Genomic DNA, 25,794 nt, shown 5'->3' on the forward strand with positions numbered 1-25,794 from the left:
CTGACCTGCACCGCACCTGAGGGAAGGCCGTTCCGGCGCCGAAGCGGTGCCCCCTCTTCCCGTCGCCGTACCCGTACCCGTACCCGTACCCGTCCCGGCCGTGCGGCCGCCCCTCGCTCCCCGACGAACCGGAGGACACCCATGTCCCTGACTCCTGTCACTGCGCCCAGCGATCCGGCGCGCGACAAGGTCCGGACCGAGCACGACGTGCTGGGCGGCCTCGACGTGCCGGTGGCCGCCTACGACGGGGCGCACACCGCACGAGCGGTGGCCGACTTCCCCCGCACCGGGGAGACCGCCGCCTCCCGCGCCCACCTGATCCGTGCACCGGCGGCAATGAAAGGCGCAGCGGCCCGCGCGAACTCGGAGGCGGGCGCGCAGGAGGGCACGCTCGCGACGGCGATCGCCGACGCCCGCACCGAGATCCGCGAGGGCGGCCTGCTCACCGAGGCGGCACTGAGCGAACCGACCGGCCCGACCGTCCTGACTGGCCCAGCCGTCCTGACCGCCCGCTGACGGCAGACGCCCGACCGCTCACCTGCCGCACCACAAAGCCCCGGCCTTATCTCCCCATCCTCCAGGAGGCCCGCGTATGCCCACCCACAACACCGGCGCCACGACGCCCGAGGTCGAGGTGGCCACCGACGTGGTCGCACTGCGCACCAGCGTCGCCGCGGGCGCCATCGGCGTGTTCGTGCACTGGTTCGACTGGGCTGCCTACGCCTATCTCGCCGGCACCGTCGCGACCGTGTTCTTCCCCTCCGACGACAGCACCACCGGACTGCTCGCCGTCTTCGGCGTGTTCGCCGTGTCGTTCGGAATCCGGCCGATCGGGGCCATGGTCTTCGGACCGCTCGGCGACCGGATCGGCCGCAAACGAACCCTGTCGCTGGTCATCTTCATGATGTCGGGTGCGACCTTGGCGATCGGCCTGCTGCCGGGCTACGAGACCATCGGCATCGCCGCTCCCGTGCTCCTGCTGGTACTGCGCCTGGTCCAAGGCTTCGCCGCGGGCGGCGAGTTCGGCAGCGCGGCCAGTTTCCTGGCGGAGAGCGCCCCGCGCCGCCGCCGCGGATTCGGCGTCAGCTGGCTGGAGGTCGGCTCCTTGCTGGGCTTCCTCGCCGGTTCGTTCGTCTTCCTGCTGCTGTCGGCGGGGCTCGACGACGACCAGCTGACCTCCTGGGGCTGGCGCATCCCCTTCCTCATCGCCGCCCCGCTGGGCGTCATCGGCTTCATCATCCGCAACAAGATCGAGGACACCCCCGAATACCGGTCACTCGAAGCCAACGACGCCGTACCCCGCAGCCCCGTACGGGAACTGCTCCGCTCGGAAAAGCGCCGGCTGCTCCAGGCGGCGGGCCTGATGACCGCCATGCACGTGCCCTTCTACACCGTCTTGACCTACCTGGTCACCTACCAGACCGACGCACTGGGACAGTCCGCCGACAGCGCCGCCCTGCTGACCACCGTGATCTCGCTGCTGGGCCTGGTGCTCGTCCCGGTGTTCGGCCATCTGTCCGACCGCGTGGGACGCAAGCCGCTCTTCGTCGGGGCGACGGCGGCCCTTCTGGTCGGCTCGGCGCCCGCCTTCCTGCTCATGCGGACCGGGCTCGCCGGGACGTGGATCGCAGGTCTGCTGCTCGGCGCGGTCCTGGCGGCGATCCTCGGCACCTACGCGGTCTGGTCGGCGGAAATCTTCCCCACCCGCACCCGCCAGAGCGGCCTGTCCATCACCTACAACATCACCGCCGCCCTCTTCGCCGGCACGGTGCCCTACGTGATGACCGTGCTCATCTCCGCGACCGGCAGCACCCTGCTGCCCGGCTTCTACCTGATGGTGTTCGCCGCCGTCGGGCTCGTCGCCGCCCTGTCCCTCCAGGAAACCGTCGGCTCGTCCCTGCTGCGTCCCGAGGACGTGCCCGACAAGGCGTCCGACCCGGCGACGGAGCACTCACTGGGTGCTGCCACATAAGGTCAGGGGGAAGGGCACGGATCGCACGGCACGAGGATCACAGATGACGTCACCGGTGGGTTTCACCCTCGCCCAGCTGCGCTACTTCCTCGTCGCGGCGGAGCGCGGGTCCATGACGGTGGCGTCGGCCGAGCTGAACATCGCGCAGTCCGCGGTGTCCACCGCCATCCACAACCTGGAGCACGAGCTGCGGGTGCAGCTGTTCATCCGCCGCCGCGGACGAGGGCTGATCCTGACGCCGGCGGGAGAGCGGCTGAAGCGCCAGGCGCGCGAGCTGCTGACCCGGGCGCGCGAGGTCGAGGGGGAGGCCCGCGGCAGCGGGGACATGCTGTCGGGACCGGTGACCGTCGGATGCTTCGTCACCCTGGCGCCGTTCTACCTGCCCGACCTGTTCAGCGAGTGCACCGGCCGCTACCCGGGCATCGAGATCGACGTGGTGGAGGCGGAGGCCGAGCAACTGCTCCAAGCCCTGCACGCGGGGCGCATCGACTTCGCCCTGACCTACGATCTCGGCCTGTCCGCGGATCTGGCCACCCACGGGGAGACGATCGCCCGCTTCCCGGCCTACGCCATCGTCTCCGCCGACCATCCGCTGGCCGGACGGGGCACGGTGGATCTCGCCGAACTGACCGCCGAGCCCCTGGTCCTGCTCGACCTGCCCTACACACGCGACTACTTCCGCGCGCTCGTGGCGGACAGCGGTACCGCCCCCGACGTGCGGTATCGCACCCAGAGCTATGAGACCGTCCGCTCCATGGTCGCCAACGGACTTGGCTACTCCGTGCTCAACCAGCGCCCGGCCACCGGACAGACCTACGGCGGCGGCCAGGTCGTGGAGCTGGAACTGCGGGACGGGCGCACCCCGCTGGAACTGAAACTGGCCACGGTGCGGGGCGTGGCCTCGACCCCTCGCGCCCGGGCCGTCATGGACCTGCTGCGCGACATCGCCACCAGGCGCAGCCCACCGGCGTGAAGCAGAGCCGGAACAGCCGCTGACGCCCGCTGCGCCGGGCCGCGCGAATTCGCTGGCCGGTACGGGCGACCGTAGGGGACGCTGCTCGCGTGATCGAGCGAGAGGCCGCCGTCCGGGCCGTCGAGGAGCAGCTGGAGCGCGACTACCAGCAGTGGCGGGCGCTGAGTCCGGAGGCGGTGCGGATGACGGTGGCCGACGTCGAGGAGCACGAACTGGTGTGGATCGTCTCCTGGCAGTCCGAGGAGTTCGCCCGCACCCAGAACGTCCGGCACATGCTGATCGGTGGCGGCCCGTACCTGGTCGACCGCATCGACGGGGGACTGCACGAGATCGGCGTCGCGTCCTTCGTCACCGGGGAATGGGAGGCCGACTACCGGGCCCGGATCCGCGGGCTTCCGGTGCGCACCGCGGTGGACGAACTCCACGACGCCCTGCGCGAAGTGGCCGCCGTACGCGGACGCATGCACGCCGCGCGGACCCTGCGCCAGCGCCTGCCCGCGGCGCGGACCCTGCGCCAGCGCCTGCCCGCGCTGTCACCCGCGGAGGCCATCGCGTACGTGACCGCGCTGCTCCACGGCGAGGTGCCCGCGCACCTGGCGGCCATCGCGAGCACCGAACTCGTCGAGCCCTTGAACCCCGTACTTGCGGTGACGACGGTTCGGGCCGGAACGGCGATCCAAACCGGTCAAAGCCCCGACGCGTGAGGCAAAAGCTTCGGGACCTAGGCTGCGGCCACAGGCGCGTCAAAGCCGCCTGCCCGGCTGTTGCCGGCTTTCGCTCCCGTCCGCTCGTGCAGGAATCCACCGATGTCCATGCTGCCGTCAGCTGTCCGTGGCGCGCAGTGCGGCCAGGATGTGGGTTGCTTGTTCGTAGCATGCGAAATGGTTGCCGGGCAGGGCGGTGTGCTCAACCGCGCAGGACGTGCACCGGCTCCAGTCGGTGACGGTGTCGTCGTTCACGTCGGGGTCGTCCTCGTTGGTCAGGACGAGGAGGGGCAGGTTGAGGGGCCGGGACTGCGGCTCTTGCGCGTATGCGGCCAGCAAGGCGAGGTCGCCCTTGAGGATGTGGGTGGCCGTGCGCCGCAACTCGGGGTCGGGTGCCGCATCCCCTTCGTGGAGCCATTGCACGTCGGGCTCGGGGTCCGGTGGGGCCGAGGGTGTGCCGGCAGTGGCGGGTGCCGGACTGCCGGAGGCGATGAGGCGGGTGGGCGCGGGGAGTCCGAGTTGGCTGAGTTGGCGGGCGGTTTCGTAGGCGAGGACGGCGCCCATGCTGTGTCCGAACAGCATGTAGGGCTTGTCCGCCATCCATTGCAGGGCCAGCGCGATGTGCTGGGCCAGTTGTGGCAGCGTGTGGGGAAGTGCCTCGGGGGTGCGATCCTCGCGCCCGGGGTATTGCACCGCCCAGAGTTCGGGTGCGTCGTGCCAGTCGGGGAGCCAGGATCGGTAGGCGCTGGCGCTGCCCCCGGCGTGGGGCAGGCAGATCAGGCGGGTGGCGGCGTCGGTCCTGGTGTCCAGCCGTCGCAGCCAGGTCGCGTGGGGCGCGTCGACGGTGGAGGAGGCGGACGGCCCCTGGGGGGTGGTGGATGTCATCGGGGCTCCTGCGTGGTCTGCTCGGCGGATGCTTCTTGGTCTGACGCCTCGGAATTCGGCTGCCGGGTCATGTGGTCGATGTGCTCGGCCATGCCGGTGAGGGTGGGGGAGCGCAGAACGGTGCGCAGGCTGAATCCCTTGCCATAGCGGCGTCGGATGTCGCTGGTGAGTTTGGCGGCCAGCAGGCTGTTGCCGCCGATGTCGAAGAAGTTGTCGTGCCGTGAGGTGACCGGGCAGGAAAGGATCTCGCTCCACATGCCGGCGAGTGTTTCTTCGGTGCCCTTGACGGGCGGCTCTTGGGGGGTGGGGGCGCGGCGGGGAAGGGCCCACGAGGCCAGGGCTTTGCGGTCGACTTTTCCGTTGCTGCCCAGAGGGAGTTCGGTGAGCAGGAAGTAGTCGGTGGGGCGGGCGTATTCCGCCAGGCGCTGGGCCGCGGCGCTTTTGACCTGGGCCAGGTCCAGAGCGGTCGTGTCGATGCCGTCGGGGACGATGTAGGCGACGAGTCGGCGTTGGGCGTTCTCGCCGGCGACGACGGCGATGCAGCGGGAGACGCTGTCGTGCGCGGCGACGGCCGATTCGATCTCGCCCAGTTCGATCCGGTAGCCGTTGATTTTGACCTGGTGGTCGGTGCGGCCCAGGAACTCCAGGGCGCCGTCGGCCCGGTAGCGGCCCAAGTCGCCGGTGCGGTACCAGCGTTGGCCGCCGTGCATGACGAAGTGTTCTTCCGTGCGGTGAGGGTCGTTCACGTATCCGTCGGCGACGCCCGCTCCGCCGATCCACAGTTCGCCTGCCACCCATTCGGGGCAGTCGTGCCCGCCGGCGTCGGCCACCCGGTAGGTCTGGTTGCCGAGCGGATATCCGTAGGGGATGGACACCCAGGCGGGGTCGACGGTGTCGACCTCGAAGTAGTTGGAGTACACGGCGCCTTCGGTGGCCCCGCCGCAGGCCACGAACCGGCACTCGGGCAGCAGGGCGTGCAGGCGGCCGGGCAGGTCGAGTCCGATCCAGTCGCCGCCGGTCATCGCCACGCGCAAGGCGGGCGGTGGCCCGGTGTTCTCCGCGGTGCTGATCAGCATGTCGAGGAGGACGGGGACGGAGTCCCATACGGTGACGCGGTGCTCGCCCATCAGCCGCAGCCACGCATGGGGGTCGCGGCGGTCGTCGGCGTCGGGCACGGCCACGGCCCCGCCGGCGCTGAGCGGGCCGAAGATCTCGTAGACGGACAGGTCGAAGTCCAGTGCGGAGATGAGGATGCCGCGGTCTTCGGGTCCCACCGTCCAGCGGTGGTTGATGTCGTCGATGGTGTTGACCACGGACTGGTGGGAGACCTGGACGCCCTTGGGCTTACCGGTGGAGCCGGAGGTGAAGATGATGTAGGCCGGTGCGGTGGGCGGCACGGCGAGTGGGGCGTCCAGGGGGTGGCTGCGGCTCGCCTGGGCGAGGGTCAGTACCTGAGGCTGCCCTTCGTCACCGGTAGGCGCCTCTGCAGGGCCGTCCTCGATGACGTAGCGGATCCGGGCCGTGGCGTGGATGGCCTCACGTCGGGCCTGGGGCTGCTCGGGGCTGATGGGCACGTAACAGCCGCCGGCGGCCAGGACGCCCAGGACCGCGCAGATCTGGTCGGTGCCCGAGGTGAGGGTGATGGCCACCGGTTCGCCCTCCCGCAGCCCTTGGGAGCGCAGGAGCCCGGCCAGGCGCAGGGCGGTGTGGGCGACGTCCTGGCGGGACATCGGGCGGTCGGTGCCGAGCAGGGCGGGGGCGGTCGGCTCGGCGGTGGCATGGGCGAAGAACGGCTCGTGCAGCAGGTGGCCCTTGGTGGCGCGGCGGGTGTCGTTGGCGCGCTCGCGTGTGGCGCGCTGGCGGTCGGTGAGGCCGACGGGCAGGTCCGTGGACCATTCCTGGTCGGCGAGGGCCCGCAGCAGGCCGGCGCAGTGGTCGGTCATGGCCTCATGCATGCCGGGCGGGAAGAGTTCGGTGACGGCGTCCCAGGCCAGGCGCCGTCCGCCACGGTGTTCGTAGGCGATGCAGTCCAGCCATACGTGGGGGGTCTGCGACTGCATCCAGCCGACGGTGCCCAGCGCCGATTCGAAGGTCTCGTTGGTCCACGGGGCGCCGGTCAATGCGGTGTAGACGACGCCGAGCGGGGCAAGCCGCGTGCCTTCTTGTTGTGCCAAGGCCTGCACGTCCGACAGAGAAGGGGCCTGGGCGCCTCGTTCCAGGGCGGACCAGCGGTCGTCCACGTGCCGCACCAGGTGTTCGAGGGTGGGGGTGGTGGTGAGGTCCAGCGGGAGGATCTTCAGCCGGGTGAAGTCACCAATCGTCCTTTGCAGTGCGGGCGTTCGGGGCCGGTCGAACACCGGCAAGTTGAGGAGGAAGGCGGGGTGTTCGCTCCAGCGCGCCAGTGTCTGGGCGAAGGCGGCCAGCAGGACGGACTCGGGGTCGATGCGGTGGGCCGCGGCCCGGCGGCTGATGTGCTGCCACTGCTCGGCGCTGACCGTGACGTTGCGCCGTTGGAAGGTGGGGGCGTCCACGCCCTGCGGATCCGCGGTGAGCGGGAGGCGCGGGGCGCTGAACTCGCTGTTGGCGACGAGGTTCCGCCAGAGGGGGGCGAGGGCATGCTCGGGGGCGTCTTCCTTCGCGCGGTTCTTCTCGGCTTTGGTCTGGGCCCGTCGATGCTCCGCGTAGTGACCGGTGGGCTCTTGGTCCGCGGTGCCCGTGTACAGAGCGGCGAGGTCGGCCAGGAGCAGGCGGATGCTGGGCGGGTCGGCGGCCAGCAGGTCGACGTCGACGTGCAGGCGGGTGGCTCGCTGGGGCAGCAGCGACAGCCGCACGTCGAGAACCTGGCCCCGCGCGACGTCCAGCTTCTGCGTGGACATCTGCGCACGGACGTCGGCCAGCGACCGCTCGCAGGCGTCCGGGGTGCTCGTGGTGTAGTCGTTGGTCACCAGGCGACAGGTCGGCGGGCTGCCCGCCCGGGCCTCCTGGGTGTCGGCGGGGAAGCGGGCGGAGAGCATGGGGTGGCGTGCCTGCAGTGCGTCCAGGGCCGTGGCGAGCCGGGTGGCGTCCACCGCGGCGCCGTCGAACTCGAAGTACATGTGGCAGGCGGTATCGCCCAGCGGCTGTTCGCCCTGACGGCCCAGGCGATAGGAGCGTTGCACGGCGCTGAGGGGAAAGGAGGCCGGTGCGGGCGGGGTGGCGATCGACATGATGAAACCTTTCTGTGTGGTCAGTCGAGAGAGTGTGCGGGCGGTGCGAGGGGTCCCTGCCGGTCGGCGGCGTCGTCGGCCACGGCGGCGGCGAGGATGTCGGCCGCCTGTCGCACTTCGGGTGCGGTGACGGTCAGCGGCGGCATGATCCGCAGGCAGTTCTTGAACGCTCCGCCGAGCCCCACCAGCAGGCCTTGGCGGCGGCACCGCTCTTGCACCCGCACGGCACGTGGCACGTCCGGTTCGCCGCTGAGCTCATCGGCGAACTCAAGGGCCATCAGCAGCCCGGTGCCGCGCAGGGGAGCGACCCCCGGGTCTTTCATATGCGCGTCGAGCGTCTCGCGCAGCAGCTCGCCCATGGCCAGGGCGTGTGCGGGCAGGTCGTACCGGTCCACGTAGTCGAGGGTGGCGAGCGCCACGGCGCAGGCCAGCGGGTTGCCTCCGAAGGTTGAGACGGACGCGCCGGGCAGACTCGTCATCACCTCGCGGCGGCCCACGACGCCGCCCAGGGGGAAGCCGCTGCCGACTCCCTTGGCGAAGACGAGCAGATCGGGGGTGACCTCATGCCACTGGTGGCCCCAGTAGCGTCCCGTCCGCCCCCATCCGGTCTGTACCTCGTCGGCGATGAGCAGGATTTCGTGCTGCCGCAAGACGTCGGCGTAGGCGCGCAGTTGACCGGGGGCCAGGGGAACGGCCCCGGCCACGCCCTGCACCGGCTCGACGATCATCGCCGCTGTCCGTTCGGGAGTACCGGTCGCGATGATCTCCCGCAGGTCCTGTGCGCAGGCGTGTACGTAGGCCGTGTCGTCCAGGGTGTTCATCCCGCCGTTGCGCTTGTCCCCGCCGCGGGCATAGGCCACGCGCAGCGGGGAGAGCCCCTGCGCCTGCCAGGCGCGATCTCCGGTGACCGACAACGCCCCGAACGAGCGCCCGTGGTAGGCGTAGCGCAGCGCGATGACCTGTTGGCTCTGCCGGTGGTGCGTGGCCAGCAGCAGCGCGGTTTCCACCGCCTCGGACCCCGAGGTCGTGAAGAAGACGACCGGATCATCGATGCCCGACGCAGCGGCGATCCGTTCCGCCAGCTCGACCTGCTCACGGATCAGATAGAACGTCGACGAATGAACGACACCGGTCCGCATTTTCCGCTCGACCGCCTCGCGGATTTCCGGCACGTCGTAGCCAAGGGTATTCACGGCGACGCCCGCGTAGAAATCGAGGTATTCCTTCCCGTCGGTCCCGCGGAGTGTGCGACCCGTGCCCGACGCAATCTCGAGCGGGTCGTCGTAGAACAGCGGAACCCATGGCGGGAGAACTGCGCGATGCCGGTCGTAGAGATCGGAACTTTCCATCCCAAAAAACTAGCCACGCTAACTTGCGCAGGTCAACCGGGCGCATAGGGGCGCGTGTTGCCTGCTGTCCCGGTCGTGCGACCGCGTCGAATGCGCCGTGTGCGCCCCTGAGGGCGCGGGTAATCGCCGCGCGCAATTCGGAAATTCGATGTCATTCGGATGCACTCAAAAAGAAATTTACACTGCGTCAGGCTCTGGTCAGTGATGCATTAACTTAGAGGTGTGAAATCGGGCGGGAGAGGGTTTTGTCCGCAGGCCTCGGGTAATCGGCTAGAACGGCCGTGGCGCGTCGCGAAACCCGAGATGTCATCTCTGGATCCGCGTAACAGGCCATGGCGAGCGTCAAAACACAGAAGGGTCACCATGACTGGCACGTGCGAAACCCGCAGGCCGCTGTTCCAACTCCTCGGTGAGCTGGACACGGTGGACAAGTTCTTCGAGCAGGTGTCCGACGACGTCAAGTGGACGATGGTGGGCCGCCATCCGCTGGCCGGGGTCTACCAGAACAAGCGGGACTTCCTCGACGGCACGCTCGAACAGATTCGCGCCCGCTCCGGCGGGCTCCGCTTCGACCTCAAACAGATGTACGGCACCGACTCAGAAGTCATCGTGGTCATGCAGGGCATCGCCACCGCCACCGACGGCGAGCCCTACGACCCCTTCTACGTCTGGCTGTGCCGCTTCCAGGACGACACCATCGTGGAGGTTCAGGCCTACGTGGACACCCGGGTCGTGACCGGGATCATCGACCGCGTGGCGGTGGCGGGCGAAGCATCCGGCTCGGCCGTCGCACAGGCCGAAGCCCGCAAGACTCCCGTCCCCGGTCCGCTGCACCACGCCTGAAAACCCCCACGCCCGGGGTGCCCGGCCTTCCAAGCCCCGGCCGGCACCCCGGGCTCCTCATCTCGCCCCGGAGCTGATGAGCCCCATGGACCCTCATGCCAGCGCGGGCCCCGACCCGATCTCGGCAATAGACCCGGTGCACCGGCATCTGAGCAGGCTCACAGGGCTCAGCCCGCACAGCATCGGCCTGATCGCCTTCCGGCTCTGCCTGCGGCAGGACTCGCCAACCGCACTGCGCATCCTGAGCGATGTCCTCATCCACCTGCGGCGATTCGACATCGAGACCTTCGACCCGCGCTCCTACCGCCTGCACGTGAGCCGGAGTGCCCAGCGTGAAGCCTCCCCACCTCACCCCGTTCCGCCCGCCGACCACGGCATTCTCCACATCGGTGAGCCCGTCGTCGTCACCGGCGAGCCCCACCGGGCTCTGATCATCCACCGGACCTTCGCCTCCGGCGGCGAAGACCTGCATCCCGCGCCTTGGTACGTCACCGCCGCATACGGTCCGGCCATCTGCCGCGCCCACGGTGCCGACGAACTCGAACCCCTCACCGACCCACGCCCCCTCGCGCGTCGGCGTCCAGGCAGGTGAGGGACCGACATGCGGGAACAGCTGCCCCACCACACCTTCTTCATGTTGGCTCAGGTACAGCCCGGCAACCCGGCGCTGTGCGACCGCTCCGCCGCGCTGAGCGCCGGTGCACTGGCCCACCGAGCGCTGCAGACGGCCGCCGTCCTTGCGGAGCGAGGCATCGGCCCCGGTGACGCGGTGGGCGTCAGCATCCGTAGCCCCGCCCGGTGTGTCGCAGCGGTCCTGGGCGTGCTGGCCGCCGGTGGCTGCTGCATACCACTGGCCGAGGGATTGTCGGCACGGCGCCGGGAGAGCCTGCTCTGCAACAACGGCGCGCGCATGATGCTGACGGACCACCTGCAAGCACCCAGCCCCACCTCCATCGACCCGACCCCACGAAGCAGCCAGGGCGACCCCTACGACGTCGCACCGACCTGGGGTATCGCCCAACTCCCCCTCTCGCTGTGCCGAGAAGCCGAGCCCCTGCGCCTGGCTTTGACCCGCAGAGCGGGCCCGGTCGCCTGCGTCTACCCCTTGCCGCACGACCCGACCGGCCCGGCCCACGTCCTCACCCACCGAGGTGTGGCCGCGGCAACCGCACACCGCACGGCAAAGGGCCACCACCCCCACCGGATGCAGGTACTGATCCCCGCTTCGTCACCGCTGTGGCCGTACGCCGTCCTGCCCGCCTTGGCCCACGGCGTCCTTCTGGAGACCACCACCAGCCCAGCGCACCCCTAGCCACGCCACACGAACCGGCGACCAGAGGGCAACTGCCCGTGCGACGGGCAAGGTGTGCAGTTCCGAGCGGCAAGGCGGCCGGTCTCCCTGCCGCCGGTGTGCCTCAGGTGCCACTGAACGTGTGAGGGGGGCACGCTGACACTCCGTGCGTTGTCCGCCCAGGCAACTCGCAGCGATGTGGGGGAGGGCGCGCTGCCTGCCCGCCGGACGCCGGGGGCGGTCGGCGTCGGCTTGCATGCCGTCGCCGAGCCAGGTGAGCGGCTTGCGTAAGCTCTGGCCATGGGATTCTTCCGGCGGCGCGGCCGACAAAGCGATGCCGGGCGGCCGGCCACCCCTCCGCTCTCGCGGGCCGTAGCCCTGTATGAGGCCGGACGTTACGCCGAGGCGGAGGCCGAAGCCCGTACCGTGGCCCGGTCGCGGCCCCGCGACGAGCAGTACGCGCCGCTGGCGCTGGGCATCGCCGCGCTCGCCACGGGCGCCCAAGGCCGGCACGCCGATGCCCTGGCCACCTACGACGAAGCGCTGACGGCCGCCGGCGGCGTCTTTGGAGCCGGTCACTGGCAGACGTTGAAGCTGCGTTCGGACCGCGCCCAGCAGCTGACCGCCCTGGGCCGGCACGCCGAATGCGAGGCAGAAAGCAGGGAGATCGCCCGCACCGCGGCCCGCGGCAGCGGCCCCGAGGCGCAGGTCGTAGCGGCGGCCGCCCGCAACGCCCTGGTCTTCGCCCTCAACGCGCAAGAACGCCACCCAGAGGCCGAAGTGCTCGCCCGCCACGCCCTGGCCGACCATCGCGCACCGGATCGGCTGTCGCTGGTCCTGCGGCTCGGCCTGGCCCGCAGCCTCAACGGGCAGGCCCGCCACGAGCAGGCCCTCGCCGAGGCAGAACGCGCCGGCGAACTGCGGCGCAGCCTGCCGGAGGAAGAGCGCCGCCCGGAGACCGGCGCCGTCGAACTGGCCGTGGCCACCGCCCTGCTGGGGTCGCGCCGCGCCGGTGAAGCCCGCCTCCAGGCCGCCGCTGCTCACGAGGCCTGCCTGGCTTCCTTCGGCCCGGATCATCGCCGCACCCTCGAGGCCCGGACGTTGCTTGCCCGCATCGACGGCAGCACTTGACCGACCGGGCCACGTCCGAGCACGAGCTCACGTCACTGCCCGTTCCGTCCGTGCCCCGGCCCGCAGCCGGGGCACGGACGGACCGCGTGTCAGTCCCTGCGGTACTGCGCGGGCGAGCCCTTCGTGGCCTCGTCCTCGTAGGATCCTGCGGTGCCCCGGTCCACGTGGAACGTCGTCAGTGTGCTGACGGGCGAGTGCGGGTCCCGTCGGTCGGCGATGACCCGCATGTGCGCGCTGAAACGTTCCGGCGTCACCTCGTACACGTCGTAGCCGTACCGGTTGCCCTCGAAGTACTTCAGGTGCGGGTTGGCCTTGCCCATCAGCGGGCCATTGGCCGCGTTCCAGTCCGCCGAATACGCGCCGGAGGTCACCGAGTGCGCGGTGAACTCCGTCCCCACCAAGGGGGAGTCCGGCTCGTCGAAGTCGGTGCGCACATCGTCGACGAACGCCGAGTGCCAGTCCCCGGTGATCACCACCAGGTCCTCCAGACCGCTGTCGTGCACGTGCCCGAGGACCTCCTTGCGCTCGGCGAGGAAACCGTCCCACTGATCGGTGAACATGTACGAGCCGCCCGGGCGGCCCCGCAGCTGGCTCAGCATGATCGAGTTGGCCCACACGTGCCAGGCGTCGGGAGCCCGGTCGACGGTCTTCTTCAGCCACGCCTTCTGCTCGGCGCCCAGGATCGTGCCGTCGGGCAGGTTCTGCGCCGAGCGGTAGGAGCGCAGGTCGAGGACGGCGAGCTCCAGCAGGTCGCCCCAACGCCGCACCCGGTGGATCTCCGGGTCGGGCAGGGCGGAGCCGCCGAAGGAGTCACGGTGCGGCATGTGCTCGAACCAGGCCTGGTAGGCGGCCGCACGGCGCCGCATGAACGGGGCGCCGCCACCGGTGCCGCTGTAGTCGTTGACGACCTCGTGGTCGTCCCAGGTCAGGAACCACGGGTGGGCGGCGTGCGCCTCGCGCAGCGATTTATCGCCCTTGTACAGGGCGTGGCGCTTGCGGTAGTCGGCGAGGGTGAGGATCTCCGGCCCGTCGTGGTCGCGCACGTGCGCCTCGGGTACGCCGCCGACCTGGCCGTGCTCATAGATGTAGTCGCCGAGGTGGATGACGAAGTCGACGTTCTCGCGGGCGATGCCGCGATGGGCGGCGTAGAAGCCGTCGTGGAACGCCTGGCAGTTGGCGGCGGCGAAGGTCACCTTGGAGACACGGCCGCGGGGCGCCGTCTTCGTACGCCCGACACGGCTGGTGCGCCCCAGCGCCTTGAACGCGTACCAGTAGTGCCGGCCCGGAGCCAGGCCACGCACCGGCACGTGGACGCTGTGGCCCAGCGTCGCCGACGCGGGTGCCGTGCCCCGCGCGACGACGCGGCGCAGTCGGGCGTCCTTGGCGACGACCCACTCGACCTCGACGACCTCGGGAAGCCGCTGCTCGGCGGCGAGTGGTTCGGGCGCGAGTCTGGTCCACAGCACCACGGAGTGCGGCTGCGGATCACCGGAGGCGACGCCGAGGGTGAAGGGCGCTTGGTCGTACTCGGCCCCCAGGTTCTCGGCGGCCTCGCGGGCCTGCGCGGGGGTCAGACCCGCGGCCAGCGGCCAGGCGAGGCTGAGCGCACCGGCGGCCGCGGCGGACTTGAGCAGGTCACGGCGGTTGACGGTCATCGGCGGCCTCCGGTGGCGCTGAGGGTGAGGGAAAGGGCGTCCGCGTAGCCGTCGTTGGACGTGCCGCCGCCGCTGCGGGTGAACACGAGCAGGACCCGTGCCGAGCGGGCCGTGGGCGGCACGGCGGCTTCGGCCGTGCGCTCCAGGAGCCCGGTCTTGCCCTGCCGGTCGGCCGCGCCGACCGGGCCGAGGACACTGAGGGCGATCGGGGTGCCCTGACCGTCGCGGAACTCCACGGAGAGGCGCGCGCCGTCCTCCTGACCGGCGAAGCCGCCGAGCCAGCCAGCCAGGGTGTAGCGGACCGTGCCGGCGTCGACGGCGCGGCGCCCGGTCGGACCGCTCCTGGGCAGCTCGATGTCCTGCACCAGCGCGGTGCGCGGGCTGTTGCCGCCCGAGAAGAAGCGGCTGCCGCGGTGGGCCGGGCCGGGGTCCGAGGCGGTCGGGTAACCGCCGCCGAGACTGTAGGCGATGAGCGCCGGGGCTCCCTGGGCGATGTTCCAGCCGCGGACTGTCGAGACGGGGTCGGCGCTGCCGCCGGACCCGCTCTCCGCGTCGCCGTTGACGACGAGATTCACGCACGCCTCCTGTGATCGGTGAGTTGAGCGCGGTCAGCCCACCAGTCCCGCATGAACCAGGAGAAGCATTCCGACGAATTCTGTTACCGCCGCGGCACAGGGACGTGAGCCGCCGTGCCGTACTCCGGCACTCCAAAGCCCCAAAGGGCGGGAACGGGGGCAAGGGACTGTGAAGGGGCCAAACAAAACCCGCACGGCATTGGAGGGAGGTGTCCCGGGCCCGAGAACGTATCTGTGTGCGGAGTAGAAGCCGCCACGCCTTGCCGACAAGGCTGGCCTCCCTCGGTGGCTCGGATCAGCGCTGTGTTCCGGATTCCTCCGCGGACAGCTTCTCCGGTGCCACGCCGTCCGTGGCGCTCAGTTCTTGGGTTCCTATGACGGACAGCAGTTTCAGCTGCTCGGCTCCCGGGCTTCCGGGCGGGGCGGTGAACCACAGCAGGCGTTGCCGTCCGTCCTCACTGAGGAGGTTGTAGCAGTCGAGTTCGATGACGCCGAGCAGGGGGTGGATGATCCTCTTGCGGTCCATGCGGCGCACCGCGACGTCGTGGGTGTCCCAGAGGGCCGCGAACTCCTTGCTGCGGCGGCGCAGCGCGGTGACCATCTTCGTGGCCTCCGCGTCCCGGCCGCGCCGGGCGGCCGCTGCCTGGAGGTCGGCCACGAAGACCCGGGAGTGGTGCGGGTGGTCCTCGGGCGGGTAGATCTCACGCGCCTGCGGGTCGGTGAACCAGCGGTACACGAAGCTCGCCGCCGGGCCGCGGTGTGCCGGGGACTTGCCGAGCAGGGTCAGCGCCAGGTCGTTTTCCACCAGGGTTTCGTGCAGGTCGCTGATGACGCGCGCGGGGGTGTTGGTCAGCCGGTCCAGGAGTCCGAGGAGGGCGGGCTGGACGTGTGCCGATGGTCCGTGTGCCGACGGGGGGATCGGCCGTTCGGCCAGGTGAAACAGGTGGTCGCGCTCGTCGCCGTTGAGGCGCAGGGCTCGGGCGAGGGCGGCCAGGGTCTGGGTCGAGGGCTGCACGCCGTTCTTCGCGCTGCCGCGTTCCAGTTCGGTGTAGTAGTCGGCCGACAGCCCTGCCAGCTGGGCGACTTCCTCGCGGCGCAGCCCGGGGACGCGCCGGCGCGGGCCGTGGGGGAGACCGACCTCGGCGGGGCGGATGCGGTCGCGGCGTGTCCTGAGGAAGGCGCCGAGTTCTGGGAGGTTCACCCCTCCATGGTCACTCGTACGCCACAGCGCAGCCAGGGGGTGGCATCCCCTGGGTAGACGCAGCCCTGGCCAGGGATGGGGGGCGGGCCGATCGTGGTGGACGCAGCAGGGCCACGGCAAGGCCGCGGCCCGATCCATGTCCACCGCAGGAGTCAGTTATGCCCATCCCCACGTCCCTCGACGGGACCGCTGCCTCGGCCCGGTCCTCCGCCTCACCCCGTGTCGCGGTCCTCACCGGCGGCTCGCGCGGTATCGGCCGCGGGATCGTCGGGCGGCTGGCCGCCGACGGGTACGCCGTCGTGGTCGGCTATGCCGGTAACAAGGACGAGGCCGAGACAGCCGTGAAGCAGGTTGTCACCGATGGTGGCCGGGCGATCGCCGTACGGGCGGACGTCGCCGAGGAACACGCGGTCGCGGCCTTGTTCGACGCGGCCGAAGAGGAGTTCGGCGGCGTCGACGTCGTCGTGCACGCGGCCGGACGGATGCACCTGGCTCCGATCGCCGAACTGGACCTGGCCGCGCTGGACGACCTGCACCGCACCAACATCCGCGGCACGTTCGTCGTCGTCCAGCAGGCCGCCCGTCGTGTGCGCCCCGGCGGGGCGATCGTGACGTTCTCCACGTCCGTGGTGGGGCTGGCCTTCCCGGGTTACGGCGCCTACGCCGCCAGCAAGGGCGCGGTCGAGGCGCTGACGCTGATCCTGGCCCGGGAGCTGCGGGGCCAGGACGTCACCGCCAACACCGTCGCTCCCGGCCCCACGGCCACCGACCTGTTCCTGGACGGCAAGGACGAGGAGACCATCGCCCGCCTGGCGGCCCAGCCGCCGCTGGAGCGCCTGGGTACCCCGGCGGACATCGCCGAGGTCGTCGCGTTCCTGGCCTCCCCGGAGGGCCACTGGATCAACGGACAGGTCATCCGCGCCAACGGCGGAATCATCTGATCCACCGGCCGTCACATGGTCCTGGGCGCCGCCGAGACGTTCACCGCCGAGCAGTCGGCTGCTGGTGCGGATCTGCGCACGAGCCTACGTCCGGCGTCGCCGACCCCTGATGGACGGCCTGACAGCTCCCTGTAACGCCCCACTGAGAGAAGGAACAACCAGCCATGCCTTTCGCGAACTTCAAGGTCCCCGAGAAGACCCTCACCCCGAAGCAGAAAGAGCTGATCGTCACCCGTACCACCGAGCTGTACGTCGAGATCTACGGCGAGCGCGCCCGCGACACCACCATGGTGCTGGTCGAAGAGGTCGCCGACGGCGGCTGGGGCATCTCCGGTAATGTGCTGACCCTCGCCATGCTCGGGGAGGCGACACCGACCGGCACCAACGACGCCTGACCGGCAGAACAACGAGGTCAGAGCGCACCGGTCTTCGTCGCTCAGCCTCGATGCCCGGGCCAGTCCGGCCGGTCCGGCCGGTTCCCGGGGGTGGTGCCGGGCTTCGGTCAAGGATGGTCAGTCGAGGACCGGGTGCAGCTCGGGGCGTGCTTCCCACCATGCGCGGTAGAAGGTGTGGTCGGGAATGCTGGCCAGGTAGGCGCGTCCGGCAGCACGGTACAGCCGGCCGGCCTGGTGCTCGGAGACCGCGGCGCGATTCCAGGCGAGTCGGATACGGCCGAAGAGCGGGTCCCCGACCAGCGGGCGCAGGACCGTGCCCTCGACGGGCGGCGAGGTGGGCTGACACATGGAGATGGCCCGTCCGGCGGCGATCAGTTCCCAGCGCACCCTGCGGTCGTCGATGCGGTAGCGCAGTGTCGGTGTGAAACCGGCCCGGCGGCAGGCGTCGGCCATGGCCTCCGGGCCGCCGTCACCGTCGTCGGTCAGTGCCGTCCAGGTCTCGCCCGCCAGGTCGGCGAGTTCGATCTGCTCCTGCCGGGCCAGAGGGTGGGCGGCGGACAGGCGCACGCAGGCCGGTTCCTTGGCGATGAGGGTGCGGGCCGCGACGCCTTCGGGCAGCGGCACTTCGTGATCGGCCAACTCTCCGTAGAGGATCGCGTCGTACTGGCCGGCGCCGAGCATGCGGGTGAGCGAGGCCGCGGAGTGCTCGGTGCCCAGGTCGATCTCGTGGCCGGGCAGTTGCTCCTCCAGGTGCCCGAACAACCGGTCCACCAGGACGAGCAGGATGCAGCCGAGCCGCAGAGTCGGATGCGGGGCGGCGGCTCGTGTTCCGGCCGTCAGGGCGTCCATCTCGCCAAGTACCCGGCGCGCCGCGGACAGTACGTACTCGCCCAACGGGGTGGGCTCGACGCCGTACCTGCTGCGGACGAACAGCTCGCCGCCCGTGACCCGTTCGATACGCCGCAGCTGCGCGGAGAGAGCCGGCTGGGACACTCCCAGCCGCGCCGCCGCACGCCCCAGGCTGCCCGCTTCTGCTATCCGGCGGACGGCTTCGAGATGCCTCAACTCCAGCTGCATTTCACCAGGATATGCGGGGCGTTAGGGGCCGGGCGGGGCCGGTCATAACACGGGCCTTATGACCGGTGGGAGGCCCTTTCTTGCCATGCACACGCTCATACTCGGCGCATTCCACCGACTCCCCTCGATGTGACTGGAGTAGACGTGCACCCCACCAGACTCACGGCGGCTTTCGCGGCGCTCGCCCTGACGGCCGGCCTCGCGGGCACGGCCGTGGCCGCCGAGGACGGTTCCTCGCCCGGGCACGGCCGGTCCGCCGCCTCTGCCGCCGCCGGCAGCGGACGCGACGGTCTGCGCCCCGGCGCCCTGCCGGCCAACCTCAGCCCGGCGCAGTACAAGGCCCTGCTCCACGGCGCCCGGGACAAGAAGGCCGGCACCGCCCGCACCCTGGGCCTGGGCGCCAAGGAGAAGTTGGTCGTCAAGAACGTGGCCAAGGACCGCGACGGCACGCTGCACACCCGCTACGAGCGCACCTACGACGGCCTGCCCGTTCTCGGCGGCGACGTCATCGTGCACACCCCTCCCGCCGCGCTGGCCAAGGGCGCCGTCAGCACCACGTACAACACCAAGCGCAAGCTCAAAGTCCCCTCCACCACCGCGACGTTCACCAAGGCGTCCGCCGAGAAGAAGGCGCTGTCGGCCGCCAAGTCCCTGGACGCCGAGAAGCCCACCAAGGACAGCGCCCGCAAGGTGATATGGGCCGGCAAGGGCACACCGACACTCGCCTGGGAGACCGTGATCGGCGGCCTCCAGGACGACGGCACGCCGAGCCGGCTGCACGTCGTCACCGACGCCACCACCGGCAAGGAGCTGTACCGCTACCAGGACATCCAGACCGGTGTCGGCAACACCCACTACAGCGGGCAGGTCTCGCTGACCTCGACCCGGTCGGGCTCGTCGTACACCCTGACCGACGCCACGCGCGGCGGCCACAAGACGTACAACCTCAACCGCGCCACCTCCGGCACCGGAACCCTGTTCTCCCAGACCAGCGACACCTGGGGCGACGGCACCACCGCCACCGCCGCCACGGCCGGCGCGGACGCCGCCTACGGCGCCCAGGAGACCTGGGACTTCTACAAGGACACCTTCGGGCGCAGCGGCATCAAGAACGACGGCAAGGCCGCCTACTCCCGCGTGCACTACGGCAACGCGTACGCCAACGCGTACTGGGACGACAGCTGCTTCTGCATGACCTACGGCGACGGCACCGGGAACAACAACCCGCTGACGTCGCTGGACATCGCCGGCCACGAAATGACCCATGGCGTCACCTCCAACACCGCCGGCCTCAACTACAGCGGTGAGTCCGGCGGTCTGAACGAGGCGACCTCCGACATCTTCGGCACCGGTGCGGAGTTCCACGCCGGCAACAGCTCGGACGTCGGTGACTACCTCATCGGCGAGAAGGTCGACATCAACGGCACCGGCGCACCGCTGCGCTACATGGACAAGCCCAGCAAGGACGGCAACTCGGCGGACTCCTGGTCGTCCTCCCTCGGCAACCTGGACGTGCACTACTCCTCGGGCCCGGCGAACCACATGTTCTACCTGCTGTCCGAGGGCAGCGGCAGCAAGACGATCAACGGGGTCACCTACAACAGCTCGACCTCTGACGGGGTCGCCGTCACCGGCATCGGCCGGGACGCCGCCCTGAAGATCTGGTACAAGGCGCTGACGTCGTACATGACGTCCAGCACCAACTACGCCGGCGCCCGCACCGCGGCCCTGAACGCGGCCTCCGCGCTCTACGGCGCCAACTCCGCGCAGTACGCGGCGGTCGACAACGCCTTCGCGGGCATCAACGTCGGCAGCCACATCACCCCGCCCAGCAGCGGCGTGACGGTCACCAACCCGGGCAGTCAGTCCTCCGTCGTGGGTAGCGCCGTCAGCCTCCAGGTCCAGGCGAGCAGCTCCGGCAGCGGCTCCCTGACCTACAGTGCCTCCGGCCTGCCGGCAGGCCTGTCGATCAACAGCTCCAGTGGCGTGATCACCGGCACGCCCACTGCGGCCGGGACTTCCAGCACCACCGTGACGGTGAAGGACGCCACCGGCGCGAGCGGCACCGCGAGCTTCGCCTGGACGGTCAGCTCCAGCGATGGCGGCGGCAGTTGCTCCGCGGCCCAGCTGCTCGCCAACCCGGGCTTCGAGTCGGGCAACACCGGATGGACCAACAGCGACGTCATCACCAACGACAGCCGCAGGGCGGCCCACGGCGGCTCCTACAAGGCCTGGCTGGGCGGCTACGGCTCCGCGCACACCGACACGCTGTCCCAGTCGGTGACGATCCCCGCGGGCTGCAAGGCGGCCCTGACCTTCTACCTGCACGTCGACACCACGGAGCCCGACAACTCCCTCTACGACAAGCTGATGGTCACCGCCGGTTCCAAGACCCTCGCGACCTACTCGAACGCCGACACGGCCTCCGGCTACAGCCAGAAGTCCTTCGACCTGTCCTCGCTGGCGGGCCAGACGGTCACCCTGAAGTTCACCTGCGTCGAGGACGCCTACCTCGCCACCAACTTCCTCGTGGATGACGCCACTTTGACGACCGGCTGAGCTAATTCCCGCCGGCCCGGTCCCGCACCCCGCAACCCGGGTGCGGGACCGCTCCACGTCGGCTCGGCGGTGCCTTTGACCGGTCGGCTTGGGAGGTGGCCTCAGGCCGGGACGAAGACGGCCTCGTCGGCCCCGTCGAGGATGAATCCGTTGTCGAAGCGGACCCGCACGCTCACGCGGAGCGCCCGTTCCTGGAAGGCGGTCCACGCCGGTTCCAGTGAGCCGACCTTCTCTTCGAGCTGCTTCCTGCTCTCCGTGGGCATCTGGCTGCCGAAGGTGTCGAGCAGCGACTTGAGGCGCTCGTACTCGCGCACCTCCTCGCTCTCGTCCTGGTGGCCGACCACTTGCTCGACGGTGCCGCCGGTGCCCGCCGCCAGGGACAGGAACCCGACGACGACGCCCGACACCTCGGCCGAATCGGTCAGGCGGGTGTCTGCTGCCAGCACCACCCGCTGGCCTGCCCGCAGAGTCATCTGTTTCCCCTCTCTCCCGCGTCGTTTACATCCGCTACGTCCGCGCGGTGCAAGAACGCCTCGACGAGGCGGTCGGTGAACGCCTGGTCGACTGGTTCGGCCGTCATCAGGACGCGGTGGTAGACCGGTCCCACGAGCTGGTCGATCTCCGCCGCCATGTCGAGTCCGGCGGCGAGCTGGCCGCGTTCCACCGCGCGTTCCAGCGGGAGCCGGTCGCGGCGGCGCTGTTCGTCGAGGTACCCCGATCGCAGCGCGGCGGCGAACGCGGGGTCGTGCTGGGCGTGTCCGATGAGGGCCTTGAAGACGGCGCCCGCGTCGGACCGGGTGAGGAACAGGGCCAGTTGGCGCAGGTGGGCGCGGAGGTCCGGGGCCAGGTCGCCGTGGTCCGGCGGGGTCAGGGCTTCGGCCGCGTCCTGGAGGAAGGCGTCCAGGAGGACGTCGGTCTTGGTCTTCCACCAGCGGTAGACGGTCTGCTTGGCGACGCCCGCCCGGGCCGCGATGCCCTCGATGGTGACGCCGGTGAAGCCCTTCTCGACCAAGAGGTCGTCGGCCGCCTCCAGCACTGCCTGCCGGGCCTGTTCGCTGCGTCCGTGCCGGTTGCCGTGGTGGCGTGCCGCCGGTTCCGGCCCGGCCGCAGCCGCGGCCGTACGTCCTCGTTCCATGTCTGCCTCCTGGGGTCAGAGTAGGCCAGAACCTCTAGACGCAACGCAACGGTGCGTCTACTCTAGCTTCATGGCACTCACCAACACCCTTGAAGACCCCCGCGTCGCCTCCGCCCTCGAGCGGATGTTCCGGCATGCCGAGCAGGACGAGGCGACCAGTACGCGGATCCGGGCGGCGTCGCCGCAGCGTTCCGCGCCTCTCGACGCGCAGGAGCAGGCCGACGCCAACGCGGAGGTCTACATGCCGATCTCCGCCCAGGGCGGCCGCCTCCTCTACAACCTGATCCGGGCGACCCGCCCCGCCACCGTCGTCGAGTTCGGCACGTCCTTCGGCATCTCCACGCTCCATCTCGCCGCCGCGGTGCGCGACAACGGGACCGGGCGCGTGATCAGCACGGAGCTGAGCGCCGCCAAGGCGGCGGCCGCCCGCCGGACGTTCGCCGAGACCGGCCTGGACGACCTGATCACCGTCCTCGAAGGAGATGCCCGCGACACCCTCGCCGCAGTGGTCGGCTCCGCGGACTTCGTCCTCCTCGACGGCTGGAAGGACCTGTGCCTGCCCGTCCTGCGACTCCTTGAACCAGGCCTCGCGCCCGGCACCCTCGTCATCGCCGACGACATCGACCTGGAAGACCTGGCCCCCTACCTCGACTACGTCCGCGACCCCCGGAACGGCTACCAGAGCGTCACGTTCCCCGTGGAGGACGGAATGGAGATCAGCTGTCGCCTCTGACCCACTTCGAGGGACGCTGCCCGGCGGGACCGCGGGCGTGACGCGCGGGCAGCAACTCACGCCTGTCCGGTTCGCACTGGTGCGACACCGCTCCCCGCCAGTGGTCGTCCGGCGTCAACTGTCACAGTTGGAGCATGCACGCAGACTTCTTTGCCCGACACCATGACCAGTTGACTGCCTGGCTGCGGGACGCGGAGGCCCCGAGCCTCGACATATTCCTGCGCGCCCACCACGAGTCCTTCGCGCTGGTGACGACAGATGGAGCGATCCTCGACCTCGGGACGTTGCGAGAATCCCTGAGCGGTGCGGGCGGAAGCCGGCCCGGCTTGTCGATCCAGGTCGAGGACGTCACCACCATCACCCCTGAGGTGTACCGGTTCCTGGAGCGCCACCTCGTGGACGGCGCCGTCGTGGGCGTACGGGTGGTGACGGCCGTGCTGCGGGGCGGGCTGCTGCTCGGCGTGCAAGAGACCGCCCGCCCCTGGTGAAACCCGGCGCACCGCGCTTCGGGCTGGTGGTGTGCGCCGGAATGGCCCGGCGGCGGACCTCGACGGCTGTGTATCTGGATCACAGGGCATTCGGCGACCCAGCGGGCCGGACCGAGGTGTGGGCCGGCCAGTGGCCTCGACCGATCAGTGCCTCAATCGTGTTGACCGCCCCCGGCAGGCAGTGCTGGAGTCGGCAGGTGGACAGCATCCCCGCCAACCGGCGGCTCTGGAACCAGATCAGCAGCGCCTACCAGCACGAGCACGACCCGCACATCGGCGCCACACCCCGGCTGTGGGGCATGTACGCCATCCCCGACGCGCAGCTGCACGCCCTGGGCGACGTGACCGGCAAGCGGGTCCTCGAACTCGGCTGCGGCGCCGGCCAGTGGTCCAGGGCGCTTGCCGCCGAGGGCGCCAACGTCGTCGGGATCGACCTGTCCGAGGCCCAACTCGCCGCGGCGGCAGCCGCGATGGGACCGGACCGCTACCCGCTGGTGCAAGGCGCCGCCGAACAACTCCCCTTCGCCGCCGACAGCTTCGACCTGGTGTTCTGCGACTTCGGTGGCCTCAGCTGGGCGCCCCCGCACCTGGCCGTCCCACAGGCCGCACGTGTCCTCGGTCCGGGCGGACGCCTGGTGTTCAACGTCGCCAGCCCATGGTTCGAAGCTTGCTACGACGAAGCCGCCAGCCGCGTGACCACGACGCTGCAACAGGACTACTTCGGACTGAACACCATCGCCGAAGGCGCCGGCGCGACCAGCTATCAGCTCACCTACGGCGACTGGGTCAGGGTTCTGCGCGGCGCGGGTCTCATCATCGACGACCTCATCGAGCCGCGGCCCGAACCCGAAAGGCCCAACGGCTACAACACGACCGAGCCACCGGACTGGGCACACCGCTGGCCGGCGGAACTGCTGTGGGTGGCCCACAAACCGTAAGCCCCCGCCACGCCGACACGTGAAGGCGACCGCTCGCCACCGCCGGCAGAACCAGAACCCGACGAAGGACGCCTATGTTGATCGGCTCTGTAGGTCCTGGAGCCCGACTACGCGCAGCAGGTCGAGCTTGCGCTCATCCTCGGAACCCGGGGCAGCCGTCATGATCACGACCGTCTGGTCGCCTGGACCGCCGGTGAACGTGTCACAGTCCACGACGATGTCCCCGACCAGCTCCGTATGCACTGTCTTGCGGCTGCTGCGCAGCTCCCCGACGGTCCCGGCCTTCCAGCGGCGGGCGAAATCGGGGGAGGTCTCGATCAGGCGGTCGATCAGCTGCGGGATGTCCGGATCGTTCGGGTAACGACCGGCCGCGGAACGCAGATGGCCGACGAGGTCCCGCGCATAGGCCTCGTCGTCCTCCGGGGTGTGCGTGACGGGGATCGAACCCTCGAAGTGGCGCCAGGCGACATTGCGCTCGAGCCGGGTCTGGCTGGAGGGTCACCGAACAGCGTGGCCCAGAGCGGATTCCACAGCACCAGCTCGTAGATGGCGGTGTGCACGGCCACGGCCACCGGGGCGTTGCGGAACCGGTCGACCATCCGCTGTGCGGTCGGCGTGACGTGCCGTGGCACGTGGCCGGCCGGAGGCAGGGCCGCGCCGGCGACGCGGAACAGGTGATCGCGTTCCACGTCGGTCAGACGCAACGCCCTGGCCAGCGAGGCCAGCAGCTGCGGGGAGGGGTTGCGAGCGCGCCCCTGTTCCAGACGGACGATGTCATCCACGCTCACCCCGGCGAGCAGGGCCAGCTCCTCGCGACGTAGCCCGGGCGCGCGTCGGCCCAGGCCAGGGGGCAGGCCGACGTCCTCGGGGCGAACGCGGTCCCGCCAGGCCCGCAGGATCTGAGCGAACTCTTCCATGCCCTCCATGGTGCCCCGGCGCCGCGCGAAGTGGGTGGTACTGCTGTGCCCACCGTCGGACAGTGCCTGTCGGCCTACGTGGCGGCGGCGCACAGTGGCGGCATGACCACAGCACTGGTGACCGGGGCCAACCAAGGCCTTGGTCTGGAAACCACCCGCCGCCTGATCGCCGCAGGCCACACTGTCTACGCCGGCATGCGTGACCTGGCCTCGCAAGGCGCCGCCCGGGAACTCGGCGCGCTGCCGGTACAGCTGGACGTCACCGACCAGGACAGCGTCGACAAGGCGATCGCTTCGCTGCCCGAACTCGACGTGCTGATCAACAACGCGGCCATCGTGGGTCCTTCGTGGAGCCTCGACGACCTGGACGTCGAAGCGATGCGCAGTGCCTTCGAGACCAACGTCTTCGGCATCGTCCGCGTCACCCAGGCCGCCTTGCCCCTGCTGCGGCGCTCGCACCGGCCGGTGATCGTCAACGTCGCCTCCGGGCTCGGCTTTCCCCGCGCCCTGCTGGACCCGGACGATGACGCCTTCACCGGATATATGGCGCCCTACGCCAGCTCGAAGGCCGCCGTGATCACACTGACCGTGCAGTACGCCAAGAGCCTGCCCCAGATGCGGATCAACGCCTCCGACCCCGGCTACACGGCAACCGACCTCAACCACAACAGCGGGCATCAGACCGTCACCGAGGGGACGGACGCCACCGTCGCCTTGGCGCTGCTGGGCCCGGACGGCCCGACCGGCCAGTTCCACGACCGCCGGGGACCCATCGGCTACTGAACTCGTCCCCGGCCCGATGCAGGGCCATCAGGCGTCGGTCGGA

Annotated in this window: 26 protein-coding genes; 15 read left to right on the forward strand and 11 right to left on the reverse strand. The window is 70.4% G+C overall.

Annotated elements, in window-relative coordinates:
• The first annotated feature begins 141 nt into the window (after positions 1–141).
• The 4 genes from QBL25_RS41660 (at position 142) to QBL25_RS41675 (ending at position 3,649) form a co-directional block, all read left to right on the forward strand.
• Positions 142–516: a hypothetical protein gene (locus tag QBL25_RS41660; protein WP_409062181.1), complete on the forward strand. Its 375-nt coding sequence runs from the start codon at positions 142–144 to the stop codon at positions 514–516.
• Positions 517–592: 76 nt separating this feature from the next.
• Entirely contained in the window at positions 593–1,972 is a 1,380-nt protein-coding gene (locus QBL25_RS41665) for an MFS transporter (RefSeq protein ID WP_409062182.1), read from the forward strand.
• 43 nt (positions 1,973–2,015) lie between these two features.
• On the forward strand, positions 2,016–2,945 hold the full coding sequence (locus tag QBL25_RS41670) for a LysR substrate-binding domain-containing protein (RefSeq protein ID WP_409062183.1): 930 nt from the start codon (positions 2,016–2,018) through the stop codon (positions 2,943–2,945).
• Positions 2,946–3,034: 89 nt separating this feature from the next.
• Complete coding sequence (locus QBL25_RS41675; protein WP_409062184.1) at positions 3,035–3,649, forward strand: YrhB domain-containing protein; 615 nt, start codon at positions 3,035–3,037, stop codon at positions 3,647–3,649.
• A 117-nt stretch (positions 3,650–3,766) separates the two neighbouring features.
• Here QBL25_RS41675 and QBL25_RS41680 read toward each other — a convergent pair whose 3' ends face one another.
• From QBL25_RS41680 to QBL25_RS41690, 3 genes are read right to left on the reverse strand one after another with little or no spacing between them, the layout of a single operon-like run.
• Positions 3,767–4,534, reverse strand: a complete 768-nt coding sequence (locus QBL25_RS41680; protein ID WP_409062185.1) for a thioesterase II family protein — start codon at positions 4,532–4,534, stop codon at positions 3,767–3,769.
• Positions 4,531–7,740 (reverse strand): non-ribosomal peptide synthetase, encoded by a 3,210-nt coding sequence (locus QBL25_RS41685; protein WP_409062186.1) that lies wholly within the window; start codon positions 7,738–7,740, stop codon positions 4,531–4,533. The genes QBL25_RS41680 and QBL25_RS41685 overlap by 4 nt, the downstream gene beginning before the upstream one ends.
• Positions 7,741–7,760: 20 nt before the next feature.
• The gene (locus QBL25_RS41690; RefSeq protein WP_409062187.1) at positions 7,761–9,089 is read right to left on the reverse strand and encodes an aspartate aminotransferase family protein; all 1,329 of its coding nucleotides are present in this window, start codon (positions 9,087–9,089) and stop codon (positions 7,761–7,763) included.
• Positions 9,090–9,452: 363 nt separating this feature from the next.
• Between QBL25_RS41690 and QBL25_RS41695 the strand changes: the two genes are divergently transcribed.
• From QBL25_RS41695 to QBL25_RS41710, 4 genes are all read left to right on the forward strand, one after another.
• Positions 9,453–9,932 carry a nuclear transport factor 2 family protein gene (locus QBL25_RS41695; RefSeq protein ID WP_409062188.1) on the forward strand — a complete coding sequence of 160 codons (480 nt, stop codon included), beginning with the start codon at positions 9,453–9,455 and terminating at the stop codon, positions 9,930–9,932.
• Between the two features lie 85 nt (positions 9,933–10,017).
• On the forward strand, positions 10,018–10,524 hold the full coding sequence (locus QBL25_RS41700) for a hypothetical protein (protein ID WP_409062189.1): 507 nt from the start codon (positions 10,018–10,020) through the stop codon (positions 10,522–10,524).
• A gap of 42 nt (positions 10,525–10,566) precedes the next feature.
• Entirely contained in the window at positions 10,567–11,244 is a 678-nt protein-coding gene (locus QBL25_RS41705; protein ID WP_409062190.1) for an AMP-binding protein, read from the forward strand.
• Positions 11,245–11,523: 279 nt separating this feature from the next.
• Positions 11,524–12,354 carry a tetratricopeptide repeat protein gene (locus QBL25_RS41710; RefSeq protein ID WP_409062191.1) on the forward strand — a complete coding sequence of 277 codons (831 nt, stop codon included), beginning with the start codon at positions 11,524–11,526 and terminating at the stop codon, positions 12,352–12,354.
• An 89-nt stretch (positions 12,355–12,443) separates the two neighbouring features.
• Here QBL25_RS41710 and QBL25_RS41715 read toward each other — a convergent pair whose 3' ends face one another.
• The 3 genes from QBL25_RS41715 to QBL25_RS41725 form a co-directional block, all read right to left on the reverse strand.
• Positions 12,444–14,009 carry an alkaline phosphatase D family protein gene (locus QBL25_RS41715; protein ID WP_409062192.1) on the reverse strand — a complete coding sequence of 522 codons (1,566 nt, stop codon included), beginning with the start codon at positions 14,007–14,009 and terminating at the stop codon, positions 12,444–12,446.
• The gene (locus tag QBL25_RS41720; protein ID WP_409062193.1) at positions 14,006–14,584 is read right to left on the reverse strand and encodes a phosphoesterase; all 579 of its coding nucleotides are present in this window, start codon (positions 14,582–14,584) and stop codon (positions 14,006–14,008) included. The genes QBL25_RS41715 and QBL25_RS41720 overlap by 4 nt, the downstream gene beginning before the upstream one ends.
• A 295-nt stretch (positions 14,585–14,879) precedes the next feature.
• Entirely contained in the window at positions 14,880–15,785 is a 906-nt protein-coding gene (locus QBL25_RS41725) for a helix-turn-helix transcriptional regulator (RefSeq protein WP_409062194.1), read from the reverse strand.
• A gap of 158 nt (positions 15,786–15,943) precedes the next feature.
• Here QBL25_RS41725 and QBL25_RS41730 point away from each other — a divergent pair, with 158 nt between their 5' ends.
• Together QBL25_RS41730 and QBL25_RS41735 are read left to right on the forward strand one after the other, a co-directional pair.
• On the forward strand, positions 15,944–16,726 hold the full coding sequence (locus tag QBL25_RS41730) for an SDR family oxidoreductase (RefSeq protein ID WP_409062195.1): 783 nt from the start codon (positions 15,944–15,946) through the stop codon (positions 16,724–16,726).
• 164 nt (positions 16,727–16,890) lie between these two features.
• Positions 16,891–17,121: a tautomerase family protein gene (locus tag QBL25_RS41735; protein ID WP_409062196.1), complete on the forward strand. Its 231-nt coding sequence runs from the start codon at positions 16,891–16,893 to the stop codon at positions 17,119–17,121.
• Positions 17,122–17,238: 117 nt separating this feature from the next.
• On the opposite strand, the gene QBL25_RS41740 is transcribed toward QBL25_RS41735, so the two are convergent.
• Complete coding sequence (locus QBL25_RS41740) at positions 17,239–18,198, reverse strand: LysR family transcriptional regulator (RefSeq protein WP_409062197.1); 960 nt, start codon at positions 18,196–18,198, stop codon at positions 17,239–17,241.
• A gap of 144 nt (positions 18,199–18,342) precedes the next feature.
• Between QBL25_RS41740 and QBL25_RS41745 the strand changes: the two genes are divergently transcribed.
• The gene (locus QBL25_RS41745; RefSeq protein ID WP_409062198.1) at positions 18,343–20,757 is read left to right on the forward strand and encodes a M4 family metallopeptidase; all 2,415 of its coding nucleotides are present in this window, start codon (positions 18,343–18,345) and stop codon (positions 20,755–20,757) included.
• Between the two features lie 101 nt (positions 20,758–20,858).
• On the opposite strand, the gene QBL25_RS41750 is transcribed toward QBL25_RS41745, so the two are convergent.
• Entirely contained in the window at positions 20,859–21,230 is a 372-nt protein-coding gene (locus QBL25_RS41750; protein WP_409062199.1) for a hypothetical protein, read from the reverse strand.
• Complete coding sequence (locus QBL25_RS41755) at positions 21,227–21,892, reverse strand: TetR/AcrR family transcriptional regulator (protein WP_409062200.1); 666 nt, start codon at positions 21,890–21,892, stop codon at positions 21,227–21,229. The genes QBL25_RS41750 and QBL25_RS41755 overlap by 4 nt, the downstream gene beginning before the upstream one ends.
• A 70-nt stretch (positions 21,893–21,962) precedes the next feature.
• Here QBL25_RS41755 and QBL25_RS41760 point away from each other — a divergent pair, with 70 nt between their 5' ends.
• The 3 genes from QBL25_RS41760 (at position 21,963) to QBL25_RS41770 (ending at position 24,051) form a co-directional block, all read left to right on the forward strand.
• Positions 21,963–22,625: an O-methyltransferase gene (locus QBL25_RS41760; RefSeq protein WP_409062201.1), complete on the forward strand. Its 663-nt coding sequence runs from the start codon at positions 21,963–21,965 to the stop codon at positions 22,623–22,625.
• Between the two features lie 134 nt (positions 22,626–22,759).
• Entirely contained in the window at positions 22,760–23,113 is a 354-nt protein-coding gene (locus QBL25_RS41765) for a hypothetical protein (RefSeq protein WP_409062202.1), read from the forward strand.
• A gap of 197 nt (positions 23,114–23,310) precedes the next feature.
• On the forward strand, positions 23,311–24,051 hold the full coding sequence (locus QBL25_RS41770) for a class I SAM-dependent methyltransferase (protein WP_409062203.1): 741 nt from the start codon (positions 23,311–23,313) through the stop codon (positions 24,049–24,051).
• A 72-nt stretch (positions 24,052–24,123) separates the two neighbouring features.
• On the opposite strand, the gene QBL25_RS41775 is transcribed toward QBL25_RS41770, so the two are convergent.
• A complete protein-coding gene (locus tag QBL25_RS41775; protein ID WP_409062959.1) occupies positions 24,124–24,492 on the reverse strand; it encodes a hypothetical protein in 369 nt (122 codons plus the stop codon).
• Positions 24,381–24,968, reverse strand: a complete 588-nt coding sequence (locus QBL25_RS41780) for a helix-turn-helix domain-containing protein (RefSeq protein WP_409062204.1) — start codon at positions 24,966–24,968, stop codon at positions 24,381–24,383. The genes QBL25_RS41775 and QBL25_RS41780 overlap by 112 nt, the downstream gene beginning before the upstream one ends.
• Before the next feature lie 102 nt (positions 24,969–25,070).
• Here QBL25_RS41780 and QBL25_RS41785 point away from each other — a divergent pair, with 102 nt between their 5' ends.
• The gene (locus QBL25_RS41785; RefSeq protein WP_409062205.1) at positions 25,071–25,751 is read left to right on the forward strand and encodes an SDR family NAD(P)-dependent oxidoreductase; all 681 of its coding nucleotides are present in this window, start codon (positions 25,071–25,073) and stop codon (positions 25,749–25,751) included.
• The last annotated feature ends 43 nt before the right edge of the window (positions 25,752–25,794 follow it).

Origin of the sequence: Streptomyces sp. SYP-A7185, from assembly GCF_046103685.1 — a bacterium.
Classification (GTDB): Bacteria; Actinomycetota; Actinomycetes; order Streptomycetales; family Streptomycetaceae; genus Streptomyces.